Origin of the sequence: Bacillus sp. FSL K6-1033 (genome assembly GCF_038630765.1) — a bacterium.
Taxonomy (GTDB): domain Bacteria; phylum Bacillota; class Bacilli; order Bacillales; family Bacillaceae; genus Bacillus; species Bacillus altitudinis.
The window spans coordinates 366,757-388,619 of the sequence record NZ_CP152041.1 but is presented as its reverse complement, the minus strand read 5'-3'; the positions used below and the strand labels follow the sequence as shown (position 1 = coordinate 388,619).

At 43.6% G+C, this 21,863-nt stretch carries 9 protein-coding genes and 1 riboswitch; of the genes, 2 read left to right on the top strand and 7 right to left on the bottom strand.

Annotated features, from left to right (window positions below):
• Positions 1-15: 15 nt before the first annotated feature.
• From MHH31_RS01990 to MHH31_RS01960, 7 genes are all read right to left on the bottom strand, one after another.
• Positions 16-10,731, bottom strand: a complete 10,716-nt coding sequence (locus MHH31_RS01990) for an amino acid adenylation domain-containing protein (RefSeq protein ID WP_342495204.1) — start codon at positions 10,729-10,731, stop codon at positions 16-18.
• 147 nt (positions 10,732-10,878) lie between these two features.
• Positions 10,879-10,971, bottom strand: a riboswitch (cyclic di-GMP riboswitch).
• A 368-nt stretch (positions 10,972-11,339) separates the two neighbouring features.
• Positions 11,340-12,143: an ABC transporter permease gene (locus MHH31_RS01985; RefSeq protein WP_008347828.1), complete on the bottom strand. Its 804-nt coding sequence runs from the start codon at positions 12,141-12,143 to the stop codon at positions 11,340-11,342.
• Positions 12,136-13,005, bottom strand: coding sequence for an ABC transporter permease (locus MHH31_RS01980; RefSeq protein WP_342495203.1), 870 nt, complete (start codon positions 13,003-13,005; stop codon positions 12,136-12,138). The genes MHH31_RS01985 and MHH31_RS01980 overlap by 8 nt, the downstream gene beginning before the upstream one ends.
• The gene (locus tag MHH31_RS01975) at positions 13,005-14,093 is read right to left on the bottom strand and encodes an ABC transporter ATP-binding protein (protein ID WP_342495202.1); all 1,089 of its coding nucleotides are present in this window, start codon (positions 14,091-14,093) and stop codon (positions 13,005-13,007) included. The genes MHH31_RS01980 and MHH31_RS01975 overlap by 1 nt, the downstream gene beginning before the upstream one ends.
• 8 nt (positions 14,094-14,101) lie before the next feature.
• The gene (locus MHH31_RS01970) at positions 14,102-15,187 is read right to left on the bottom strand and encodes an ABC transporter substrate-binding protein (protein ID WP_342495201.1); all 1,086 of its coding nucleotides are present in this window, start codon (positions 15,185-15,187) and stop codon (positions 14,102-14,104) included.
• The gene (locus tag MHH31_RS01965) at positions 15,184-17,169 is read right to left on the bottom strand and encodes a hydantoinase B/oxoprolinase family protein (protein WP_342495200.1); all 1,986 of its coding nucleotides are present in this window, start codon (positions 17,167-17,169) and stop codon (positions 15,184-15,186) included. The genes MHH31_RS01970 and MHH31_RS01965 overlap by 4 nt, the downstream gene beginning before the upstream one ends.
• On the bottom strand, positions 17,159-19,228 hold the full coding sequence (locus tag MHH31_RS01960; protein ID WP_342495199.1) for a hydantoinase/oxoprolinase family protein: 2,070 nt from the start codon (positions 19,226-19,228) through the stop codon (positions 17,159-17,161). The genes MHH31_RS01965 and MHH31_RS01960 overlap by 11 nt, the downstream gene beginning before the upstream one ends.
• A 368-nt stretch (positions 19,229-19,596) precedes the next feature.
• Here MHH31_RS01960 and MHH31_RS01955 point away from each other — a divergent pair, with 368 nt between their 5' ends.
• Together MHH31_RS01955 and MHH31_RS01950 are read left to right on the top strand one after the other, a co-directional pair.
• The gene (locus MHH31_RS01955) at positions 19,597-20,025 is read left to right on the top strand and encodes a NucA/NucB deoxyribonuclease domain-containing protein (protein ID WP_342495198.1); all 429 of its coding nucleotides are present in this window, start codon (positions 19,597-19,599) and stop codon (positions 20,023-20,025) included.
• 126 nt (positions 20,026-20,151) lie between these two features.
• Positions 20,152-21,849: a methyl-accepting chemotaxis protein gene (locus tag MHH31_RS01950; protein WP_017358550.1), complete on the top strand. Its 1,698-nt coding sequence runs from the start codon at positions 20,152-20,154 to the stop codon at positions 21,847-21,849.
• Positions 21,850-21,863 lie beyond the last annotated feature (14 nt).

The following is a 21,863-nucleotide window of genomic DNA, read 5'->3' as shown; positions in this document are numbered from 1 at the left end:
CACCTCTTCGTTTGCTTAAAATATATCCATTAGCTTTTCAAGTTCATCCATGGTCAGGTCATCGTCTCCTACATCACTAGGCGTAATTTGCGCTTCATCTTGTGATACACAATGTGAGATGAGTGCCTTCACGTTCTTTTCTAAAAGGTCCTTGAACTGCTCCATCGTTTGCTCTTCGAATTCAAGCTGGTGATATGAAATCGTCATATGGAACAAGCCCTGTTCTACGAAACCAACAATATCTAATGCATGAGGTTTCTCTGATTCTGGACTTAATGATTGACCTGCCTGCCAAGTGGATCGACTTAGTTCACCCCCGCCAATCTGTTCATCAAACTGACCAAGATAGTTAAAGCTGATATCTGGCGTGACATCAAATGCGATACCGTCCTTCATTTTGTCAGGCGTTAAGTATTTTAAAATGCCATAGCCGATTCCCTTGTTCGGAATGTGTCTGAGCTCTTCTTTCAAAAGCTTGATTTGATACGAAAGATCCTCCGCACGCGACAAATCAAGCAGCACAGGATACATGCTCGTAAACCAGCCGATGGTCCGCGACACATTGACCGCCGGAAGGATGTCTTCCCTTCCATGTCCTTCAAGGTGAATAAAGTGTCTGTCTTCTCCCGTCCACTCTTTCAGGGTCAATCCTAAAGCGGTTAGCAAAATATCATTGATTTCCGTGTGGTACGCCTCATGTATTTCTGTCAGTAGGCTGCTTGTTTCTTCCTCAGACAGCGTAAAGCGAATGGTTTTTGTATGCAGCATTCTTTGATCCTCTGTAACATGATCCTTTTGCAGAGGTGCAGTTAAATGCCCAAGTACCTTTTTCCAATAGTCTCTTTCTGCCAGCAGCTCATCTGACACTGCATATTCCGTCAACTTCTGGGCATATGCTTGGAATGAATGTGTTTTTTCAGGAAGTGTCAGCTCCTCCCCACGCTTCGCCTGCTCATAAAGAGCCATGAAGTCTTCAAGGAGAATACGCCATGACACACCATCAATGACAAGATGATGTACAACGAGCAATAAGTGATCTCCATGATCCGTACGGAAAATCGCAGGTTTGACTAATGGTCCCTCTGTTAAAGAAATACTCGCCTGCACTTCATTTGCCAGCTTTTCTACCTGCTGGATTTGCTGTGGTCGTTCTCCTTGTACTTCTATCACGTCCACCGCTACATCGTTTTCGTCTACTCCACGATGACGCTGGATGATGCGTCCTTCTTCTATCGGATAAACCAATCGCAAAGCATCATGATGGGTCATCATCTGCTCGAGCACTTGTTTGACAAGCACTTCATCCAAACCATTTGCCGCATGGAGCATAACGGACTGATTCCAATGATGTTGGCTGCTGAAGTTCCGTTCAAAGAACCAGCGCTGAATTGGTGTTAAAATAACCTCTCCTTCGACAGGTGATTGATCGGCTGTGAGAAGATCCGCTTCTTCGATATATGGGCGAAGCTCCGCAATCGTTGGGTACTGGAAAAGAAGCTTCATATCGAGCTTCCAGCCTTCTTGCGTGAGTCTGCTTGCCATTTGGATGCCTTTAATCGAATCTCCGCCAAGGAAGAAGAAGTGGTCGTGAATACCAACTTGGCTGACGCCAAGCACATCTTCCCAAATGCCGCAAAGCAGTGCTTCCACTTCATCTCTTGGCGCTTCGTATGCTGTTTGATTCGCTTCCATATCAGGTGCTGGCAGTGCTTTGAGATTCACTTTGCCATTTGCCGTCATCGGCAGTTGGTCTAGCTTGATGATCCATGATGGCACCATATAGTCAGGCAAGGTGCGCTTTAGGCTTTCTTTCAAAGTGGCCCCTTCTTTATCTGTGATGACGTAAGCGACAAGAGCGTCTTGATCACTTGCGTCTTTGACCGTTGTCACGACGGCTTCTTTCACTTCATTTAGCGCAAGGAGCTGTGCTTCAATTTCTGACAGCTCAATCCGGAATCCGCGGATGTTCACTTGATGGTCTTTTCTACCGAGATAGATCAGGTCGCCATCCTCTGTCCATTTCACCAAGTCGCCTGTACGATACATGCGCTCTCCAGGATAAAATGGATCTGGGACAAACCGTTTGTCCGTTTCCTCTGGGAGATTCCAGTAGCCTCTTGCCAGTCCTTTCCCCGCAATCACGAGCTCACCCGGTACGCCTTGCGGCGAGAGGTCATATAACGAACCCATAATGTAAAAACGAGTATTGGCAATCGCTGTTCCGATAGGAAGCGTGCCTTGATCTGGATCAATGATCCCGCTTGTCGCCACGACCGTATTTTCTGTTGGGCCGTAGTTATTGACGAGTTTGTATGGAACAGGCTTCACCTGTTTTAGCTTGTCCCCGCCTGTCAGTAAGTAACGGAGAGAATGATTGTCCATCGACATAAACTGCTCACATAGCTGTGTTGGCAGGAACGCAATGGTGATGCCTTCGTCATTGAAATACGTATTGAGCTTGATCATATCGAGGCGAATCGCTTCGTCGATGATATGGAGCTCTGCGCCGGCCATCCATGTCGGGAACATCTCCCAAATGGAGGCATCAAAGCCAAAGCCGGCATATTTGGCGGTTCGGTCTTGTTTCGTCACCTGGAAAGCATCATTGTGCCAGTAGGCCAGATTGACAAGGGACTGGTGCTCGACCATGACACCCTTCGGCTGTCCAGTCGTTCCAGATGTGTAAATCATATAAGCGAGATCTGTTGGTTTGATAGGAACCTGAATCTCGTGTGCTTCTCCTTCTACTGCCTCTTCTATGAAGAGGGTATGGCCTGTGAATGAAGGTGGTGCAGTGAGCCCATTCTGAATCAGAAGGACCTCTGCCCCGCAATCTTCCAGCATGTAGGCAATGCGCTGCGCTGGATAATCAGCATCAATCGGCACAAATGCCGCACCTGCCTTGAGAACTCCGAGAACAGCGGCTGTCATCTCAAGCGATGGACGCGTGAGAATGCCGATGCGGTCTCCCGGTTTTGTGCCACTGGACATAAGTCTTGCGGCGACTGTATTCGCCCGGTTGTTCAGTTCTTCATACGTCCAGCTTGTGCCGCAGAAAGTTGCGACTTTTTGATGAGGTACTTCTTGTGACTTCGCCTCAATCAATGCATGAACCGTTTGATCTGTCGGGACATTTAGATAAGGGCCCGACCAATCATCAAGCAGTTTTTGCTGCTGCGCTGGTGATAATAATTGCATCTGATCTAATAATTGATCTGGTGCTGACACCATTTGTTCTATCAGGTAAAGGAAATACTCCTTCCACTTCTCAATCGACGACCGTTCAAAGATAGAAGAATTATAATCAAACACAAGCTCGATTTGATCGTCAGATTCGTTTCCAGTTAAGGTCAAGTCAAATTTTGCTATGTTCTCATTGAACGGCTGTGGAATGATATCAAGTCCATCCATCGACAGGTCACGAATATCTGCATTTTCCATCGAAAACACCACATCAAAGATTGGATGGCGGCTTGTGTCGCGAACTGTTTGCACTTGGTCCACCAGTTCTTCAAATGGGTAAAGCTGGTGTTCATTTGCCTCTAACACAAGCTCATGAACTGTTGACGCAAATTGAGAAAATGTCTGATGTCCTTCTGGTTTTGTTCTGAGTGCCAGCGTATTCACAAACATGCCGATGACTGATTGAATATCAGGATGGGTTCTGCCCACCACTGGAGAACCGATCATGATGTCTTCTTGTCTCGAAAGCTTGCTTAAAAGCGTACTGTAGCAAGCAAGCAGCACTGTATACGTTGTACTGTTGAGTGATCTAACCAACTCATCCAATTGCGCTTTAAGCGCACCGTCTATAGAGAATTCGACGCGGTCCCCTTCAAACGTCTGAACCATTGGTCTCGGAAGATCCTCAGGCAGCGCCAAAACAGGCAGTTCTCCTTGTAATTGTTCCAACCAAAACGCCGCTTCTTCCGCTTTTTTCACAAGAGATTCTTCACTGTTTGACCAAACCGCATAGTCCTTATATTGAATAGGCAATTCATCAAGTTCGTCTCCTCGATACAAGATCGATAGCTCATCAATTAAAATACCGACAGACGCACCATCTGAAATGATGTGGTGCATATCAATCAACAAATAATGAACACTCTCCGATTCAGACACAAGCCCCACTCTAAGCAGCGGCGCTTTTTCTATATCAAATGGACGAATAAAATCATTCATTAATTGCTGAATGTCTCTTCCGTTCCCTTCGATGTTTTCAATGTTCACAGAAACATTCGTTTCAATTCGCTGAACAGGTTCACCTTGAACGAAGTCAAAGCTCGTACGGAATGCTTCATGACGATGAACAAGCTGGTCAATGGCTGTTTTAAATCGTTTTTCATCAAATACACCTTCAAGCTTTAAAGCAGCTGGCATATGATAGCTCTGCTCGGCATCTGTCATTTTTTGCAGAACAAACAATCTTTTCTGAGCAGATGTCACAGGATAAAAAGCCGCTTCTTCCGCTTTTTCCACTCGCCTGATTTCAGTTCGATCTGTTTGATCCACCGCAAGGGCAAACGCCTCTAAAGTGGGTGATTCAAATAATGTTTTCAAAGTACATTCCACATGCATCTCTTCATAGAGCCTGTTCAGCATTTTCATGCCGCGCAGTGAATGACCACCGCATTCAAAGAAATGATCATGTCTGCCGATTTTCGGCACCTCAAGAACTTCCTCCCAAATGTGTGCCAATATACGCTCTGTATCTGATTGAGGAGGGACGTATTCATTTGCCGCCTGCTCACTTACATCAGGTACCGGTAATGCCCGTCTGTCTACCTTGCCATTCCCCGTTAGTGGCAGCTCGTCTAATTGCATGAAGAAAGCTGGCATCATATAAACAGGGAGTTCTCGTCCTGCTTGCTCACGTAAATCCGACAGCGGAACAGCACCTTCTGCTGTGAAATATGCACACAATGTATCATTTGATATCGCAATGACAACGGCTTCCTTCACTTGCGGATGCTGCAATAGCTGGTGTTCAATTTCGCCAAGCTCAATACGTTGCCCTCGAATCTTGACTTGATGATCGATTCGCCCAATGAATTCAATATCTCCATTTGACAGCCATCGTGCGAGATCGCCCGTTTTGTACATGACTTCACCAGGTCGGAAAGGATTTTCAACAAACTTTTCGCTCGTTAACTCTGGTTGGTGATAATACCCCTTGACCAGTCCGTCACCTGCGACACAAAGCTCTCCAGCTACTCCCGGCGGCTGCACATGTCCAAACTCATCGACAATATAAACAGCCGTTTGACTCACCGGCTTTCCGATCGGAATCGACAGTGCTTGTTCTTCAATGTGATTCACCGGATAATACGTTGTGAAAATCGTGCTTTCAGAAGGTCCATACATATGAATAAGTTTGTCTTCTCCAACCGTTTCAAGGGCTGCCACAACATGCGGCACAGAAGCACGTTCCCCGCCAAACAGCACTTTTCTGACGTTTTTCAGGCTGCCTTTTTTCATATCAATCAGTAAGTGAAATAGAGCGGTCGTGATCATTAAAATACTGACTTTTTCCTTCTCAATCGCGCCAGAAAGCTCATTCATATTTAAAATCTGATCCTTTGGCAAAACAATGAGTTTCGCTCCGTTCAATAAAGCACCAAACACATCAAACATAAATGCATCGAATACATAGTTTGAAAGGCTCATCACCGTGTCTTCATGATGAATGGTGAGATAATTCGACTGCTTCACTGTTCTCAAAATGTTCCGATGCGTCACCATGTTCCCTTTAGGTTTGCCTGTCGTACCAGATGTGTAGGTCAAATTCGCCAAGTCCAAAGGCGAAACACATACAACTGGATTGCTCTCTGACTGCTGATCAACGGCTTGATCTTCTGTTTCTATGATTTTCCCTTCAAACGCAGTAAGCACAGAACGATGACGCAGCACCTGATGGGTCAGGACAAACTGTGCACCACTATCTGTCAAAAAGTGCTTGATACGTTCATCAGGGAAGTCAGGATCAATTGGCACATAGACACCGCCAGCCTTTAGCACAGCTAAAACGGACAGCACCATCTCATTAGAACGTTCAAAGAATAAAGCCGCTTTCATCCCTTTTTCAAAACCATGTTCGTGTAAATAATGAGCCAGCTGGTTCACTCTGCGATTCAGCTCTTGATAAGAAAGAACCTCATCTTTACATTGCAAAGCAGGCTGATGACCATGCTGCTGTACTTGTGATTCAAATTGCGTCACAATGGTTTCTTCCGCAGGATAAGGCGTAGGTAACGGGTTCCACATCTTCAATTGAGCAGCTGCCTCTTGTTCAGACAGTAAGCGGTATGATTGAATCGCTTGCTCCGGTACTTCGACCATCTGCTCCAGAAGATAAACATAATGCTTGAGCATCTGCTCGGCTGTACTTCGTTTAAATAACGCCGTACTGTAATCGAGAACAAAGGAAAGACCATGACTTGACTCCGTCGCTTGAAGTGTGAGATCAAACTTCGCAATATGGAAATTGGTTTCCTCAACTTCGACTTTCATCTCTCCAATATGCTGGGCTGTTGAATGATCTGGCGTTAGAGTAAAGACCGTATCAAATAATGGATGACGGCTAAAATCTCTTTGCACATTTAGCTTTTCAAGCAGCCGCTCGAATGGATATTGCTGATGCTCAAACGCCCTCATCGTCTTTTCCTTTACTTGCTCAATCAACTGTGTCATTGAACCGTTCGGATCTACCTCTGAACGTAAAGCAAGTGTTTGGACAAACATGCCGATCATGTCATTCAAATCTGCATGCACCCGGCCTGCTGTTGGCGTCCCCACCACAAACTCCTTTTGACCTGTGTATTTCGCAAGCAATGTATAGTAAGCAGAAAGCAACACGGTATACAGCGTCGTATGATGATTCGCTGCAAGCTCCTGCAAACGGCCTGTTAACGTCTCATCGATGTCCCTGAGAACGCGATCTCCAGCGAAAGACTGCACAGCCGGACGCTGATAATCCGTTAGCAGCTGCAAAGCAGGGATATCTCCTGAAAATTCTTTCAGCCAGAATGCTTCATCTATTTGACCGCCTTGCTCTGCCTGTTGTTCTTGCCAAACAGCATAATCTTGATATTGAAGCTTCAATGGCGCTTTCACTAATCCCTCATATGCGTCAGACAGCTCACCCAGCATCAAATCAATTGAAAGACCATCTGAAATCAGATGATGCATATCGAAATAGAGAAGATGCTCCTGATCATGTAAAGACTGTAGCCCAACACGCAAAAGCGGAGCCTGCTCAAGATGAAAAGGTCGGACAAATTGACGCATGTTCTCTTCCATCGTGCTGCCTGTCACCTGTTCTATTTGAAATGGAACGGATGAAGCTACCCGCTGACGAGGGACTCCTTTGACTGTATGAAAAGAAGTTCGCAGCATATCATGACGTGCGATCAGTTTTTCAAAAGCTCCCTCCAACTTCTCTCGTTGCAGCGTTCCTCTTAATTTCACAACGGCAGGCATATGATAGGCGATGCTCTGCTCCAGCTGAGTCACCATATAAACACGCTGCTGCGCTGGTGACAGTGGATAATCGGCGGCAGTCGGTGCTTTCGGTATGACCACTTGTGAAGACTTTTCCGCTTGTTCAATATAAACAGCAAGTGCTGCAATCGTTTGCTGTTCAAATAAAACAGATAAAGGGACCTCCACTTGAAAAGCCCGCTGAACGAGTGTAAGAACTTTCATCGCTTTGAGTGAATGCCCGCCTATGTCAAAGAATGAGTCGTACACACCTATGTTCTCTTGATGAAGAACGTCTTCCCACAAACGAACAAGCTTCGTTTCTACATCGTTTCTAGGCGCTACATAAACAGCACTGACAGCCTTGTCTCCTTTTAATGCAGCAAGCGCACGCCGGTCGACTTTCCCGCTAACTGTCAGTGGAAATGCCTCAAGCTGCTTGAAATAAAGCGGCATCATATAAGCTGGCAGCTGATGTTTGATAGCGGCTTGCAGGGTGTCCACGGAAAGAAATTCTTGTCGTGCTTGATAGTAAGCACTTAAAGCCTTTCCACCGTCCGGTTCATCCACGACAAGCACGACAGCCTGATCGACTCCGTCTACCTGCTCCATGACTGCCTCAATTTCACCTGTTTCGATGCGGTAACCTCTTATTTTTACTTGGTCATCTATTCTTCCAAGGTAATCAATAGTGCCGTCTGGAAGCCATCTCACTACATCACCTGTGCGATACATCCGGTCTTCAGAGAAAAATGGATCTGGTCTGAATGCCTTCTCCGTTAATTCAGGCTGATTCACATAGCCCCGTCCCACTCCTATTCCCGCAATGCATAGTTCTCCCACAGCTCCCTGCACCTGTAGTTGTTCATGTTCATTTAAAATATAAATCCGGTGATGGCCCAGTGGCTTTCCAATTGACACATATCGCTGTTCTGGTGACTTCTGCATCTCACTGAGATCTAGACGGTGAACCGCCGCATCCACACACGTTTCTGTCGGACCATACACATTCCACAAGGCAAAATCGGGCTGGCTGACACGCACAGCTTCAATCAGCGCCTGCGCTGCTTTCGCAGGGAGTGCTTCTCCCCCAATTAGCATGTGAGTCAGTGCAAGCCCATCCAAATCCGCTGCAAGTAAAAGCTGCACATGTGCTGGCGTTCCATCTGTTGCTTTGATTTGATGTTCTTTGTAATAAGTCGCTAGCTGTACACCGTTTCGTGTCGTTTCTCTTGGCACAATATGAAGCGTATGTCCAAATAAAAGAGCAGCAAAGATTTGTTTAACAGATGCATCGAAATGGAATGGTGCAAGAAGCGCCACTTGAAGCTGATTTGCCCCCTCATACACTTCGTGATGCAGAGCATGAACCAAATGATGCAGCTGAAGATGCTCGATCATCACTCCCTTCGGCTTTCCAGTCGTACCCGATGTATAAATGAGATAAGCCAAATCCTGTGATGTCGTCTGATCGATCAGCTCAGGCAGCGGACGATCTTCTAATTCCATATGCTGCTGGACAACCATTTTTTCCGCAATGGATGAATATCGCTGAACAAACGATTCTTCTGTTAAAACGATAGAAGCACCAGAATCTTCTACAATAAATTGAATGCGTTCCTCAGGTAATGCCGGATCGATCGGTACATATGCACCGCCAGCTTTTAATATCCCAAAAATGGCAATCATCGTATCTGCCGTCCGTTCCATTAAAACGGCAACTGGTACATCACACGAGACACCTTTCATCTGTAAAAACCGTGCCAGTTTGTCCGCTTTTTGATACAGCTCTCCATAAGTGAACGTTCCATTTTCCGCTACCACAGCTGCCCGTTCTGAATACTTTTTAGCTGCCTCATCAAATAAGTGGTGAACTGGTTTCGCTCCTGGTAAATCAAATGCTTCTCCCTTAGATAATTGAAGCAGCTGCTTTTGTTCATCTGCTGGCAGTAAAGAGAGAGCCCCAATCAGCTGATCTGGCTGAGAGACTGCCGCCTCCAGCAAAATCATCAATCGATCAAACAGCTTACTCATATCGTCTTTACTAAATAGATCTGTACGGTAATCCAAATCAATGGTCAATGTATCTGTATCCCAGCGGTCTTTCACATGAATCGATATATCATTCATTCCGCTTCCACTAAAAATCGGCTCCGTAATGAACGAAAGATTCTCTTTTTTCTGCCACTGCATGACCTGATACTCTAAAGAAATATCAAACAGGCGTCCTGTAAATCCATCTCTTTCCCTTAAATCATTCATGAGCACATTGTAAGGATATTTTTGATGACGCAAGATCTTCATCTGATCCGCCATGACCTTCTTCACGAAATCAAGAAACGTGAGGGATCCTTGCACAGATGCGCGCATCGGAATGGTCGACACAAACATCCCAATCATCTTTTTTTCCTTTGCATTTGTCCGATTGCCCATAAAAGTGCCAAGGACCACATCCTCCATGCCGCTAAATCGGTGCAAGTAAATATAGACAGCGGACATAAACATAGAAAGCATACTGACTTTCTCTTCTTCACAAAAAACGCGAAGCTTCTCCTTTAAAGCATCTGGAATATCCCCTGAAAATCTCTCCGCATGTAAACTCATCTCGTAACCTTTATGCGGTGTTAAAGAAGCGAAACCTGGAATATTGGCAAATTGCTCGTTCCAAAAAGCTTGGTCTTTCTGAAAACGTTTAGAAGATTCATACGTTTGCTCACTCATGATGTGATCAACGAAGGAAATGTCTTCAATTGGGGAGATGTCTGTCCCCTGCAGCATGTCATGGTATAGATCAATGATTCGGTTTCCCATCAAGATAATTGAAATACCATCAGCCACAATATGATGCGCTTTACAGAACAGCCAGCACTCTTGATCACTGATTTGAAAGACCGTAAATTCGATTAAGGAACGGCCAATCAGTTCCATCGGCTCACGAATCTCCTCGTTCGCCCACGCCCTGACTTCCTTTTCACTCCATCCTTTCACCAAACGAATCGGCTGTTTTTCATATGGCTTGATATATTGAACGGGCTCCTCCTGCTCATGTTGATACACCAGCCTTAAACGAAGAGAATCAGTTTCACGAATGTACGCTTGAAGCACATCAACGATCAAAGAAGGATTTAGACCTGATACCGATCTTAACTTGGCAAACCCACCCAAATTAGAAATACTTGTGCCTGGATAAAATCTTTCCGTGTAGAATACTCGCTTTTGCGCATGTGTTAAGGGGTAATAAACTGTACTCATTCTTATCCTCCGCTCTTCTATGTTTTCTCCACCAAATGTGATACCCTGCACCCTCTATATCAAAAGAACCAAGTCTATTTCATTAAAATAGACGGAATAACAGAAAAGGAGCCCACCCCGAATAAAACGGAGGGACTCCCATTTTGATTCGGTAACCTGCCGACCATAGTAAAAAAGAAACTTTTACCTTAGGACATGGCTTTGCGTCTCTATGTTTCCATAGATTTGCCTTTTTCTTCTTTTCTTTTAGATATTTTCTATTTACGTCCACTTTATATGAAATTATTGTTTTTTTCACCGAAAAATGGGTGTAAAGATTCATGCGTTATGCCGAAGGGATCACATCATAATTTACGATATTTACCGAAAATAACTAATAATAGTTGCGTTCCACCGAAAATAAATGACCAATTACCGCAAAAATTTCATGTTTTTCCTTAAATTTTGCAAATATGACCGAAAATGTAGGAGAGAGGTCTCCTATCATGCCTCGCATTTTCTTAAATCTTAAGAACTATATTCCCTAAAACTTTGAATATTTTTACCATAAAAAACAATACAAAAAGAGCTGTCATTTCAAATGACAGCTCCTTGTTTCTTCATTATATTTACATCACCTTAGACAGACCAATCGTTTTCTCAATAATGAGCAACGCAATGATAGAAATGATAATAAATATGACAGATATCGCATTGACACTCGGATCAAAAGTTTGCTCAATGTAATTAAACGTCCTCACGGGAATCGTAATGGTTTGAGGTGAAGAAACGAACAAACTAATCGAGATTTCACCAAATGATGTCACAGCAGAAAACACCCCACCTGCGATAATGCCCGGCTTGATCAAGGGCAGTGTCACACGAAAGAAAGTACGTATGGGCCCTGCACCAAGATTCATGGAAGCTAGCTCAAGACGTGGATCAAGATTTGAAACACTGACACCCACGGTTCGTACCACATAAGGAAAACCAATGATGACATGTCCAATGACTAATGCCCACAAAGACCCTGTAAAACCCATAGCCGTAAACAAATACAGCATCGCAATCCCTAATACCACCTGAGGAATCATAAGAGGTGACAAAATAAAGGCTTGAACAGCTTCCTTTCCCTTAAAGGAAAGCCTTGCTAAAGCATAAGAAGCCATCGTTCCTAAAAGAACAGTAAGCGGCGTCACAATCAATAACAGAATCACGCTGATACGCAAAGATTCCATCCATTCTGGATTCGACACGACCTCATGAAACCAACGAACGGAAAATGAAGTCGGCGGGAATTCAGGAAAGGCATTCGGGCTAAAAGCAGAAAGAACAATGACAAGAACAGGTACGGTTAAAAAGAGATAAACGAGTGAGCCTGCGGTCCATATCAGAACCGAAAGCAAACGGTCACTTATTGATTTTTTACGCATGCATCCTCGCCTCCCATCGCTTCAATAGATAGCTTAATAGACTGACGACCGCTAGCACACAAATCAATAAAGTAAAGGACATCGCAGCGGCAAGAGGCAAATTATACACCTGCATGACCTGCTGATAAATGGACAGTGGCAAGAGCGGCTGCATCCGTCCGCCGACTAGCAGAGGAGTAATATAACTTCCTGCTGCAAGTGAGAAGACAATAATTGCTCCGGTGATCATGCCTGGAATCGTAAGCGGCAAGGTCACATGAAAAAATGTCCGTATACGCCCAGCACCAAGACTCATAGAAGCCGGTCTTAAGTGACGGTCCATATCAGTTAAGCTCGTTGCAATAGGCAGCACTGCAAAAGGCAGCATCACTTGAACATAAGCAATAATGACCGCATTCATATTCCACAGCATCGATAGCGGTTTCTCAATCAGATGTAAATCGATCAGCATACCATTGATCAAGCCATTTTGCGAAAGAAGAACGATCCATGCAAATGTCCGAATGACGACACTCGTCAAAAGCGGCGATACAAGTAAGATATAGAAAAAAGCCCGCAATCTTGGATGAGGTGCTTTCACTAGCACATAAGCTGTAGGATATGCCATCAATAAACAAATCACCGTTGTCTGTAAGGCCACCCACACAGTACTTCCAATTGCTTTCACATATGCATCTGTCGTAAATACATGTAAATATTGAGACAAACTATAGGATTGTAACGTATTCATCATCGAATCCACATCACGAAAACTGAGGACAAACATCATCACAAGCGGAGCAAGAAGGAATACAACTAGAAACAAACAAGCTGGCAGCAGCATAAACCAATGAAAGCGCTGATTCTTTTTTTTGATTCGCATCACGCATGCACCTTCGAATCTAAGAAAACAATATCTTCAGGCTGCCAATGAATATGCACAGTTTCTCCAACTTGAGGCAGCTCGGGAAATGCTGCGTCTGATGCATGGACAATGATTTCACCTTGATCAAGTCCAACGACCAAACGTAAAGAGTGCCCAATATAACTGACATCTGCCAACATTCCTGTGACATGATTTGGCTGAACTTCCTCCCCGCCAGAAGATAACTTGATTCTCTCAGGACGCAGCATGAGTAAACGCTTCTCGCTCTTCTCTTTAAATGCGGCTTTTAGCTGAACTTGCTTCCCGTTTGATTGAGTGAAATGTGGAACAGTGTATGTGGAAGTAACTTCATCATACTCCGCTTCAAATAGATTGACCTGTCCGATAAATTCAGCAACAAAACGATTATTTGGCTGACGATATACTTCTAAAGGTGTCCCAATCTGCTGAATTTTCCCCTCACCTAATATCCCAATTCGGTCGGAAAGACTTAAGGCTTCCTCCTGATCATGCGTCACAAGAATAGTCGTAATTCCGACATTCCGTTGAATATTTCGCAGCTCCGTCTGCATATTTTTTCTTAGCTTTGCATCTAGGTTACTGAGTGGTTCATCCAGAAGGAGAACAGCCGGCTGGATAGCAAGTGCCCGTGCAATTGCGACCCGTTGCTGCTGACCACCACTTAATTGGTGCGGCATACGTTTGGCAAATGACTCTAATTGAACAAGAGACAAGCTCTCCATCACCTTTTGCTTGATTTCCGCCTTCTTTTTCTTTTGAACCTTCAACCCATATGCAACATTATCAAATACGGTGAGATGTGGGAAAAGTGCATAGCTTTGAAAGACCATCCCCGTTTTCCTTTGATAAGGAGGTAAAGTCGTCACATCCTGATCACCAATATAGACGACTCCTTTTGTTGGTTCTAAAAAACCGCCAATGATATTGAGTAAAGTTGATTTTCCGCAGCCACTAGGGCCAAGAAGGGAGAAAAACTCTCCCTCTTTTACCGTAAGACTGACATCATCAAGAGCAATCTGTTCGCCGAAATGCTGGCTGATATGTTCTAAATTGATTCCACTCATGCGATCACCTATTTTCCTCCGCCTAATACTTCATTCCATCGATTCGTCCATTGACCGAGCTCTGAAGTCGCTGTTTCGTAATCTACCCAAGTCAGCTTGCTATAATAATTTTCGCCAACCTTCACTTTCCCCTTAATTTTGTCTCCGTATTTCACATCAGAATTCGACATGCCATAGTAAGATTTTTCTGAGAAGGCTTCTTGAGCTTCTTTCCCACTAAGGTAGTTTAATAGCTTATAAGCCGCTTCCTCATGCTGACTTCCCTTTGTTAACGCCCAGCTCGCAACTGCTGCCACAGCACCTTCTTTCGGATATGAGAATCCAATATCCATCCCTTCTTCTTCAAGTGCAAATGATCGGCCATCCCAATATGGAACTGCCGTCACGTCACCACGTTCTAACAGCGTTTGAATAGACCCTGGGTTATCAGGAAAAGCAGCTACACGCCCTTTTAATTGTGCGAGGCTTTTAAATGCTTTATCAATATCCTTAGGATTTGATTCTGTCCCTCCTTGAGCATGGACAAGTGCAGAGAAAAATTGTAAGCCCGCTGAATAAGTTGGGGAAGAAATCGCCACTTTCCCTTTCAGCTGATCGCTCCATAAATCTGTCCAGCTGTTTGGCTCCTGTTTGACAAGATCTTTTCTATAAGCAATTCCAAGCTGTCCCATACTAAAGCCTGCTGCATATTGTTTTCCATCAACAGTGAGTTTCTTTTGAACAGAACGATAAAGCTTTTTCACATTTGGCGCTTGATCTTCATCAATAGGCGCAAGAACGTTTGCCGCAATACCTCTTTGAATCGTATCAGGCTGTAAAATAAGCAAATCATACGGTGGATTTTTACCATTAGATGCTTTTAATTTTGTAAACCATTCAGAATCTGCCCCAGAGACCGTTTGTACTTTAATGCCTGTATCCTTTTCAAACTTTTCGAGGATTGGCTTAATATTCTTTTCCCAATCCCCTCCGTAGACACCAACGATCACAGTCTGCTGCTGTTTACTTTGGTCCTGCCCATTTCCACCGCATGCAGACAGCAGTAACATGACGGATAGGACACCTGCAAATATGATCATTAATCTTCTTTTCATAATTCGTTTCCCCCTTTTTGTTGATTCAACTGATGAAGTGCTTGAATAATATCCATCTTTGTTAACGGTTCTTGTCTATGACTAAAATGAGAATGAACCGCATGTTTATAGTGCGTACGCTCATTTGCTGGGTATGAACGAAGCTGCACAGCAAGCTCACTGCTGGCTTCGTCCGTCCACACTTTCTCATAAGTTGCTCTTTGCTCTCCAAAATCCCAAGCGACAGCATCAGCATCATTCATCTTTTCACGAAGCCTGCTCGTCTGTTCGTCATCAATTTTCCATTCGTTATGATCTCGATAGACTTTGACGCCATATTGCTGAAGTGCTCTTTCTTCACTTAATAGCCCTGCTTCCACTTCATGAAGGACTTTTCCTTTCTTTCTAGCAAATGGATTCCCCCATCCTCCCCCACTTGGTGAAACCAATTGAACAATATCGCCTTTTTCAAGACGCATAACATCAATTTTCGGCTGGTTTTGTGTCTCCCCATTTGGTTTGGTCAATTTCACCTCACCAATTGCTCCTGCTCGGCCGCCCATTAACCCCCAAGGTTGAAACTTCATTCGTTCCATTCCTCGTGCCGTCACCATCGATTCTGGCTTGATCATTTCAAATTCTAAACCAATCGCATGTCCCCCTCTATGTTCCCCTGCTCCACCTGTGTTCGGCAGCAGTTCATATCGGTGTACATGAATATCAATATGCTGTTCCAAGCTCTCGATAGGTGTATTTTTTAAAAAGCCTGACGAATGATCAATTCCATCTACTCCATCAGTCCCTTTTTGAGCACCGCCGCCTCCGCCTAACGGTTCGACCACAGACATTTTTCTGCCTCCTGTTTGATCATCAGGAACAGAGAGAACGACGATAGCGGATTGACCTGCACCTGCCGCCGGCACTGCTTCAGGCAACAGCTTACCAATAGCACCTAGCACGACATTATACAGTCTCATTGTAATGGAATGCCGAATACCGACAGAAGCCGGATATTCTGGATGGACAAGCGTTCCTTTAGGTGAAATCACGTCTATCGGATACGTAATCCCACCATTAATCGGAATAAAAGGATCTTTACTAATGATGTAATTGATCAACCCTTGATATAAGAAGGAGTGCTTTTGACCATTGGTGACAAGATTAAAAGCTGTCTTAACTTGCGGGTCACACTCAGAGAAGTCCAGTGTCAGCTGTTTCCCTTTGACCGTCAGCTTGATCTTTAATCGGATTGGCACGTCCGAAATCATATCATCATCCAAGTAATCAGCGAATTCACTCGTTCCATCAGGGATGGCTTCAATTACTTTTCCTGCCCGATCCTCTGCTTGCTTCAGCAGATCAATCATTCCTTGCTTCACTTCGTTTTTTCCAAATTTCTCGATCATTTCTTTTAGTCTGATTTCTGCTGTATTAACAGCGGCAATCATCGCATTAATATCGCCATCATTTAAATGACTCGCCCGGCTATTAGCTCTTAAAAAGGTACGAACAACCTGATTCTCTTTTCCACCTTCATAGATTTTCACTGGCGGAATTCTTAATCCTTCCTGATGAACATCTGTTGCAGTTGGAGAAATGCTTGAAGGGACAAGACCTCCCACATCACTTACATGAACAAAAGACCAGGCATAGCTGACAATTTCATCTTCTATAAAAATGGGTTTGATGATATGGACATCTGGCAAATGAGTCGCTAAACCGTCTGTCGTATAAGGATCATTTGTGATGATAATGTCACCCGGCTGCATCGGTTCGCTTTCTTCAATCGCTTTTTTGAGACTCAGCCCTAAAAAAATCGTGACACCGACTGTTTTTGGGTAAACAAAGAAATCTCCAGAAGGCGTGGCTAATGCTGTGGCAAAATCCGCCGATTCTTTTACGAATGTTGTAAAGGATGTCCGCTCAATGACATGTCCCATGCCTGATGCAATCGCATTAAAATAACTCCTCATCATCTCAAGCTTTGCTGGATCAGTTCCCATGTAAAGCCGCCTCCCTTGAAATCACCAAGTTTCCTGAATGGTCTATGCTGCCTGCCCAGTTTGGCAAAATCAATGTTGTCGTATCATCTTGCTCAATGATGGCAGGTCCATGCACAACAGCACCTAATGACAAAGTACTCCGATTGTAAACAGATGCTTCGTACTCTTTTTCTTCTATAAAGATTCGTCTGTATGATTGTGGTATTAAAGGCTGTCCGCTGCTTTCATCAACAGGAGAGACAGGCAGTGGAGGCGTTTCACCTATAACCCGAACTCGCAAATGAGTAAATTCAATGTTCGCCTGATCATCTCTATGGCCATATTGACGCTCATGCAGGTTGTGGAAAGCTTCAATCAGATGATAGACGTCTTGTTCCTGCTTTAGCCAATCCACCGATAATGGCAATTCAATCTCAAATGCCTGTCCTTGATAACGGGCATCTGCTAATAACAAAATGGACGTCTGTTTGATATGTTGAATGTTTTGCTGGCTGAACCAATCCGTTGCTTTGCGGGAAAGCATTTCATAATCTTGTTTTAATTGGTCAATTGTATAGTCTTGTAAGCAGATTTTCTTAGACAACACAGCATCATGGATAAAATCGGCTGTAAGTGCACCTAACGCACATAATGTCCCTGGACTTGGAGGGACGACCACATTTTTTGCATGAATTTCTCTGGCAAGGAAATTCGCAACAACAGGCCCTGCCCCGCCAAATGCCAGCAAACTAAAATCTCTAGGATCAAATCCTTGCTGCTCCATGACATTGCTTAGTTCTGTGTACATATTGGCAACAGCCACTTGAATCAACTGGTCAGCCGCCTGTTCGACCGTTTTATGAAGCTGATCAGCAATTGGCTGAAAGGCTATTTCCGCTGCAGACCGCTGCAATTGTAAATGTCCTCCGGCAAACCGATCTTGATTGAGGTAACCGCATATGAGAAATGCATCGGTTAATGCTGCTTTTTTTCCCTTTCCATACGAAGCAGGTCCAGGCTGCGAGCCAACTGATTCCGGTCCTGCTTTAAGAAGCCCGCCTTGATCAAGCCATGCGACAGAACCTCCGCCAGCCCCTATCGAATACATTGCAACAGATGGAAGAATGATCGGAAATCCTGAAAGCTGATTCGATTGAGCCATTGTAGGCTGTCCATTTTGAATGATCGAGATATCTGCACTTGTGCCACCAACGTCAAACGTAATTAAATTGGGTTCATTTGCAGATGTTGCAATTCTCGCCGCACCAATGACACCAGCTGCCGGGCCAGAAAAAAGTGTTTTAACGGGTGAAGTGGCTGCACTTTCTGCATCCATTAAACCACCATTTGATTGGGTAATGTATGGAGAAATTGGTACACCTTCTTCTTTCAAACGGTTTTTCAACGTTTGTAAATATTGTTTCACCTTTGGTTGAATGTACAAATTGACAACAGACATCACTGTCCGCTCATATTCCCTCATTTGTGGCCATAATTCAGAAGACGTCAGAACTTCTAACTGTGGGTAATGGTGATGAATATAGGCTTTAGCTTGTAATTCATGAACTGGATTTTGATAACTATGTAAAAAAGAAATGACAATGCCTGCTAGTTTTTTAGACATGACCTGCTGGACAGCATCATCTAATTGCTGCAGTTGGAGAGGTTTTTTGATCGAACCATCGTGTATGAGCCTTTCAGAGATTGGATATACATGTTTTCGTGGTATCAATGGTTCTGGCAATCGAGAATTGAAGTCATAAGGGATGGGTAGACGTAAACGCTGTAATGACAAAATGTCTTGAAAACCTTCCGTTACAAAAAGGGCTAAATCTGCTCCCTTTCTCTGCAATAAAGTATTAAGACCGATCGTCATTCCGTGTACGAGATATTGGATGTTGGATAAATCGACACCTCTTTCTTTTAGAAGTTTTAGCCCATTGATAATTCCTTGAGCTGGGTCATCTGTCACTGTAGGTGTCTTGAGTTCAGTCAGCTCCCCTGTTGCTTCATTCATCAGCGATAAATCAGTAAATGTTCCACCTATGTCTATTCCGAGCCGATAAGAGACATCCGCCATTTGTACTTCCCTCCTGCAATGTAAATGGAATCATATTTTGATAAATTACGACATTTTTTGATATTTGACTCCATATTATTAAAGCATATCGGTCTAGTCAATTTTATTTTTTTAAAATTTCTGTGTGTTAAAATCTTGAAATTAGCCCAAAAACCTGTGATAAAGCCATTTTACATAAGCAGAATTGTAATATGAGCAGCAAAATTAAAATTTTTGTGATTTTTGTTCAAATAGGAAAAGAGAATAAACAGGTAAAAAACGTTTTTCGAACTTTAAAAGACGTTTTTTCAAAACGAGGAGAAATTGGTAAGTAATTCTGCTATACTTCTGTTTACAAAATACGCTAAAGAGAAAGAGAGCTAGCATCTATGAAACTTCTTAAAACCATTCTCTTGCTTTTATTGATTGTCATTGGTATAGCGACAGGCTATGTCCAACTAGGGCAACATAAACAAGAGACGACAAACTCTTCTTATGACAAAACCATTCACTTTCCATCAGATCGATATCCAGAAACCGCAAAACACATAGAAGAAGCAATTGATGAAGGGCATTCTTCCATTTGCACTATTGATCGAAAAAATAGTGATGAGCAAAGAGACAAATCACTTCATGGCATTCCAACAAAGCGTGGTTATGATCGTGATGAATGGCCAATGGCGATGTGTAAAGAAGGTGGAGCAGGGGCTTCTGTCAAATATGTACGTCCTTCGGATAATAGGGGGGCAGGCTCTTGGGTAAGTCATCAATTATCAGATGATCCTGATGGCACAAGAATCCAATTTGTTATCGAGTAGCACGATCTTTCCTTTTTTCACAACAAAAATTTCTGTGTAAGTGCATTCACGTATATCAAACATTTTTTTCATGCCGATAATCCTTAAGGAGGGATACCCTACCTTATACCTAAAGGAGTAAAAAACATGAAGAAAAAAGGAAAACTGAGGCTTGGCGCCAAAATAATGCTGATCTTTTTAAGTGTCCTCATCGTATTTTCAGCAGTGGTTGGTTATGTAGTGAACCGCGAAATGACAGAGAACATTAAGCAAATGGCCACCGAAAAAGCAAAAGGCGATCTAAAGCTAGGATACGCTTACCTAACTGAGAAGGTTGCTGGCTCGTGGCAGATAAAAGATGGCAAGCTTTACAAAGGAAATACTCAAATCAATAACCATGACACATTGGTTGATCAATTAGCCGAGTATACTGGTGATACAATCACGATCTTCCAAGGAAATACCCGTGTTGCCACAAATGTCATGTTAAACGGGAAACGAGCTGTAGGAACCGAAGTCTCACCTGAAGTAAAGGCCGCTGTTTTGGATAAAGGCGAGAATTATTACGGAACAGCCAATGTTGCCGGGAAAGACTACCAAACGGCTTATATGCCCATCAAAAATGATACAGGGGAAACGATTGGTATTTTCTATACCGGTGCAAATCAAAGCATGATTTCACAAATGCTTCAGTCTTTCTTTATTCAATTTGTCACGGTTCTACTGTTAAGTTTAATTGTTTCTGTTATCATTATTTCTATTTTCACAAAGCGGATTCAGACACGTCTCAAACATATGGCATCTGCTATTAAGAGTGCAGGCGAAGGAAATTTAACCATCAACGTGACAGATCACACAGGCGATGAACTTTCTGAGCTGGCAGGTCACTTTAATAAGATGCGTGAGAAATTAAATCAAACCATTTTAAATGTGATCAAAACATCTGAATTAGTAGCCACTTCTTCTGAGGAGCTGTCAGCTAGCGCAGAAGAAACGAGTGCAGCATCAGAAAAGATTACCCATACCATTCAAGAAGTCGCTCAATCGTCTGAACAGCAATCAGCCCAAATGACAGCTAGTGAGCACACGATGAGACAAGTATCTAACGAGCTGGTAAACATCACTGAAAATGCGGGACAAATGGCAACAAGAAGCCAGTCCGCACAAGAAATGGCCCAAAAAGGTGTACAAAATATCGGTGAAGTCAATTCACAAATGACATCTATTGCAAAATCAATTGAAGAGAACGGTACAGCAATTCAAGCGCTAGAAACACGTTCAGCCGAGATTGATCAAATTTCCAAAGTGATTACAGATATCGCTAACCAAACAAATCTACTTGCTCTTAATGCGGCCATTGAGGCAGCACGCGCAGGTGAACATGGAAAAGGTTTTGCCGTTGTGGCAGACGAAGTGAGGAAGCTCGCAGAAGAATCGCAAACATCATCCAACATGATTTCACATCTCATTTCCGAAATACAAAAAGAGATGAATCATTCGACGAGTGCCATTAAACGAGTACGAGAGGAAGCGGCTCAAGGGGCTGTTCTTATTTCTCATACAGAGGATTCATTTATTGACATTCAGCAGTCAATGAAGGAAATGGCAGATGGCATTAAACATTTATCAGATGCATCCCAAAAAATCGCAGCTTATACAAATGATGCGAAGCAAACCTTTGCCTCTATCACAGAAGGCGTTAAACTGACGAGTGAACATTCACAACAAGTAGCAGGTTTAACAGAAGAACAATTCGCAGCAATGGAAGAAGTAACAGCTTCATCAGAGGCTCTCGCCCATTTAGCAGGAGACCTAAAAGAAATGGTTTCGCAATTTCACATCTAGATCCCTCAAACAGT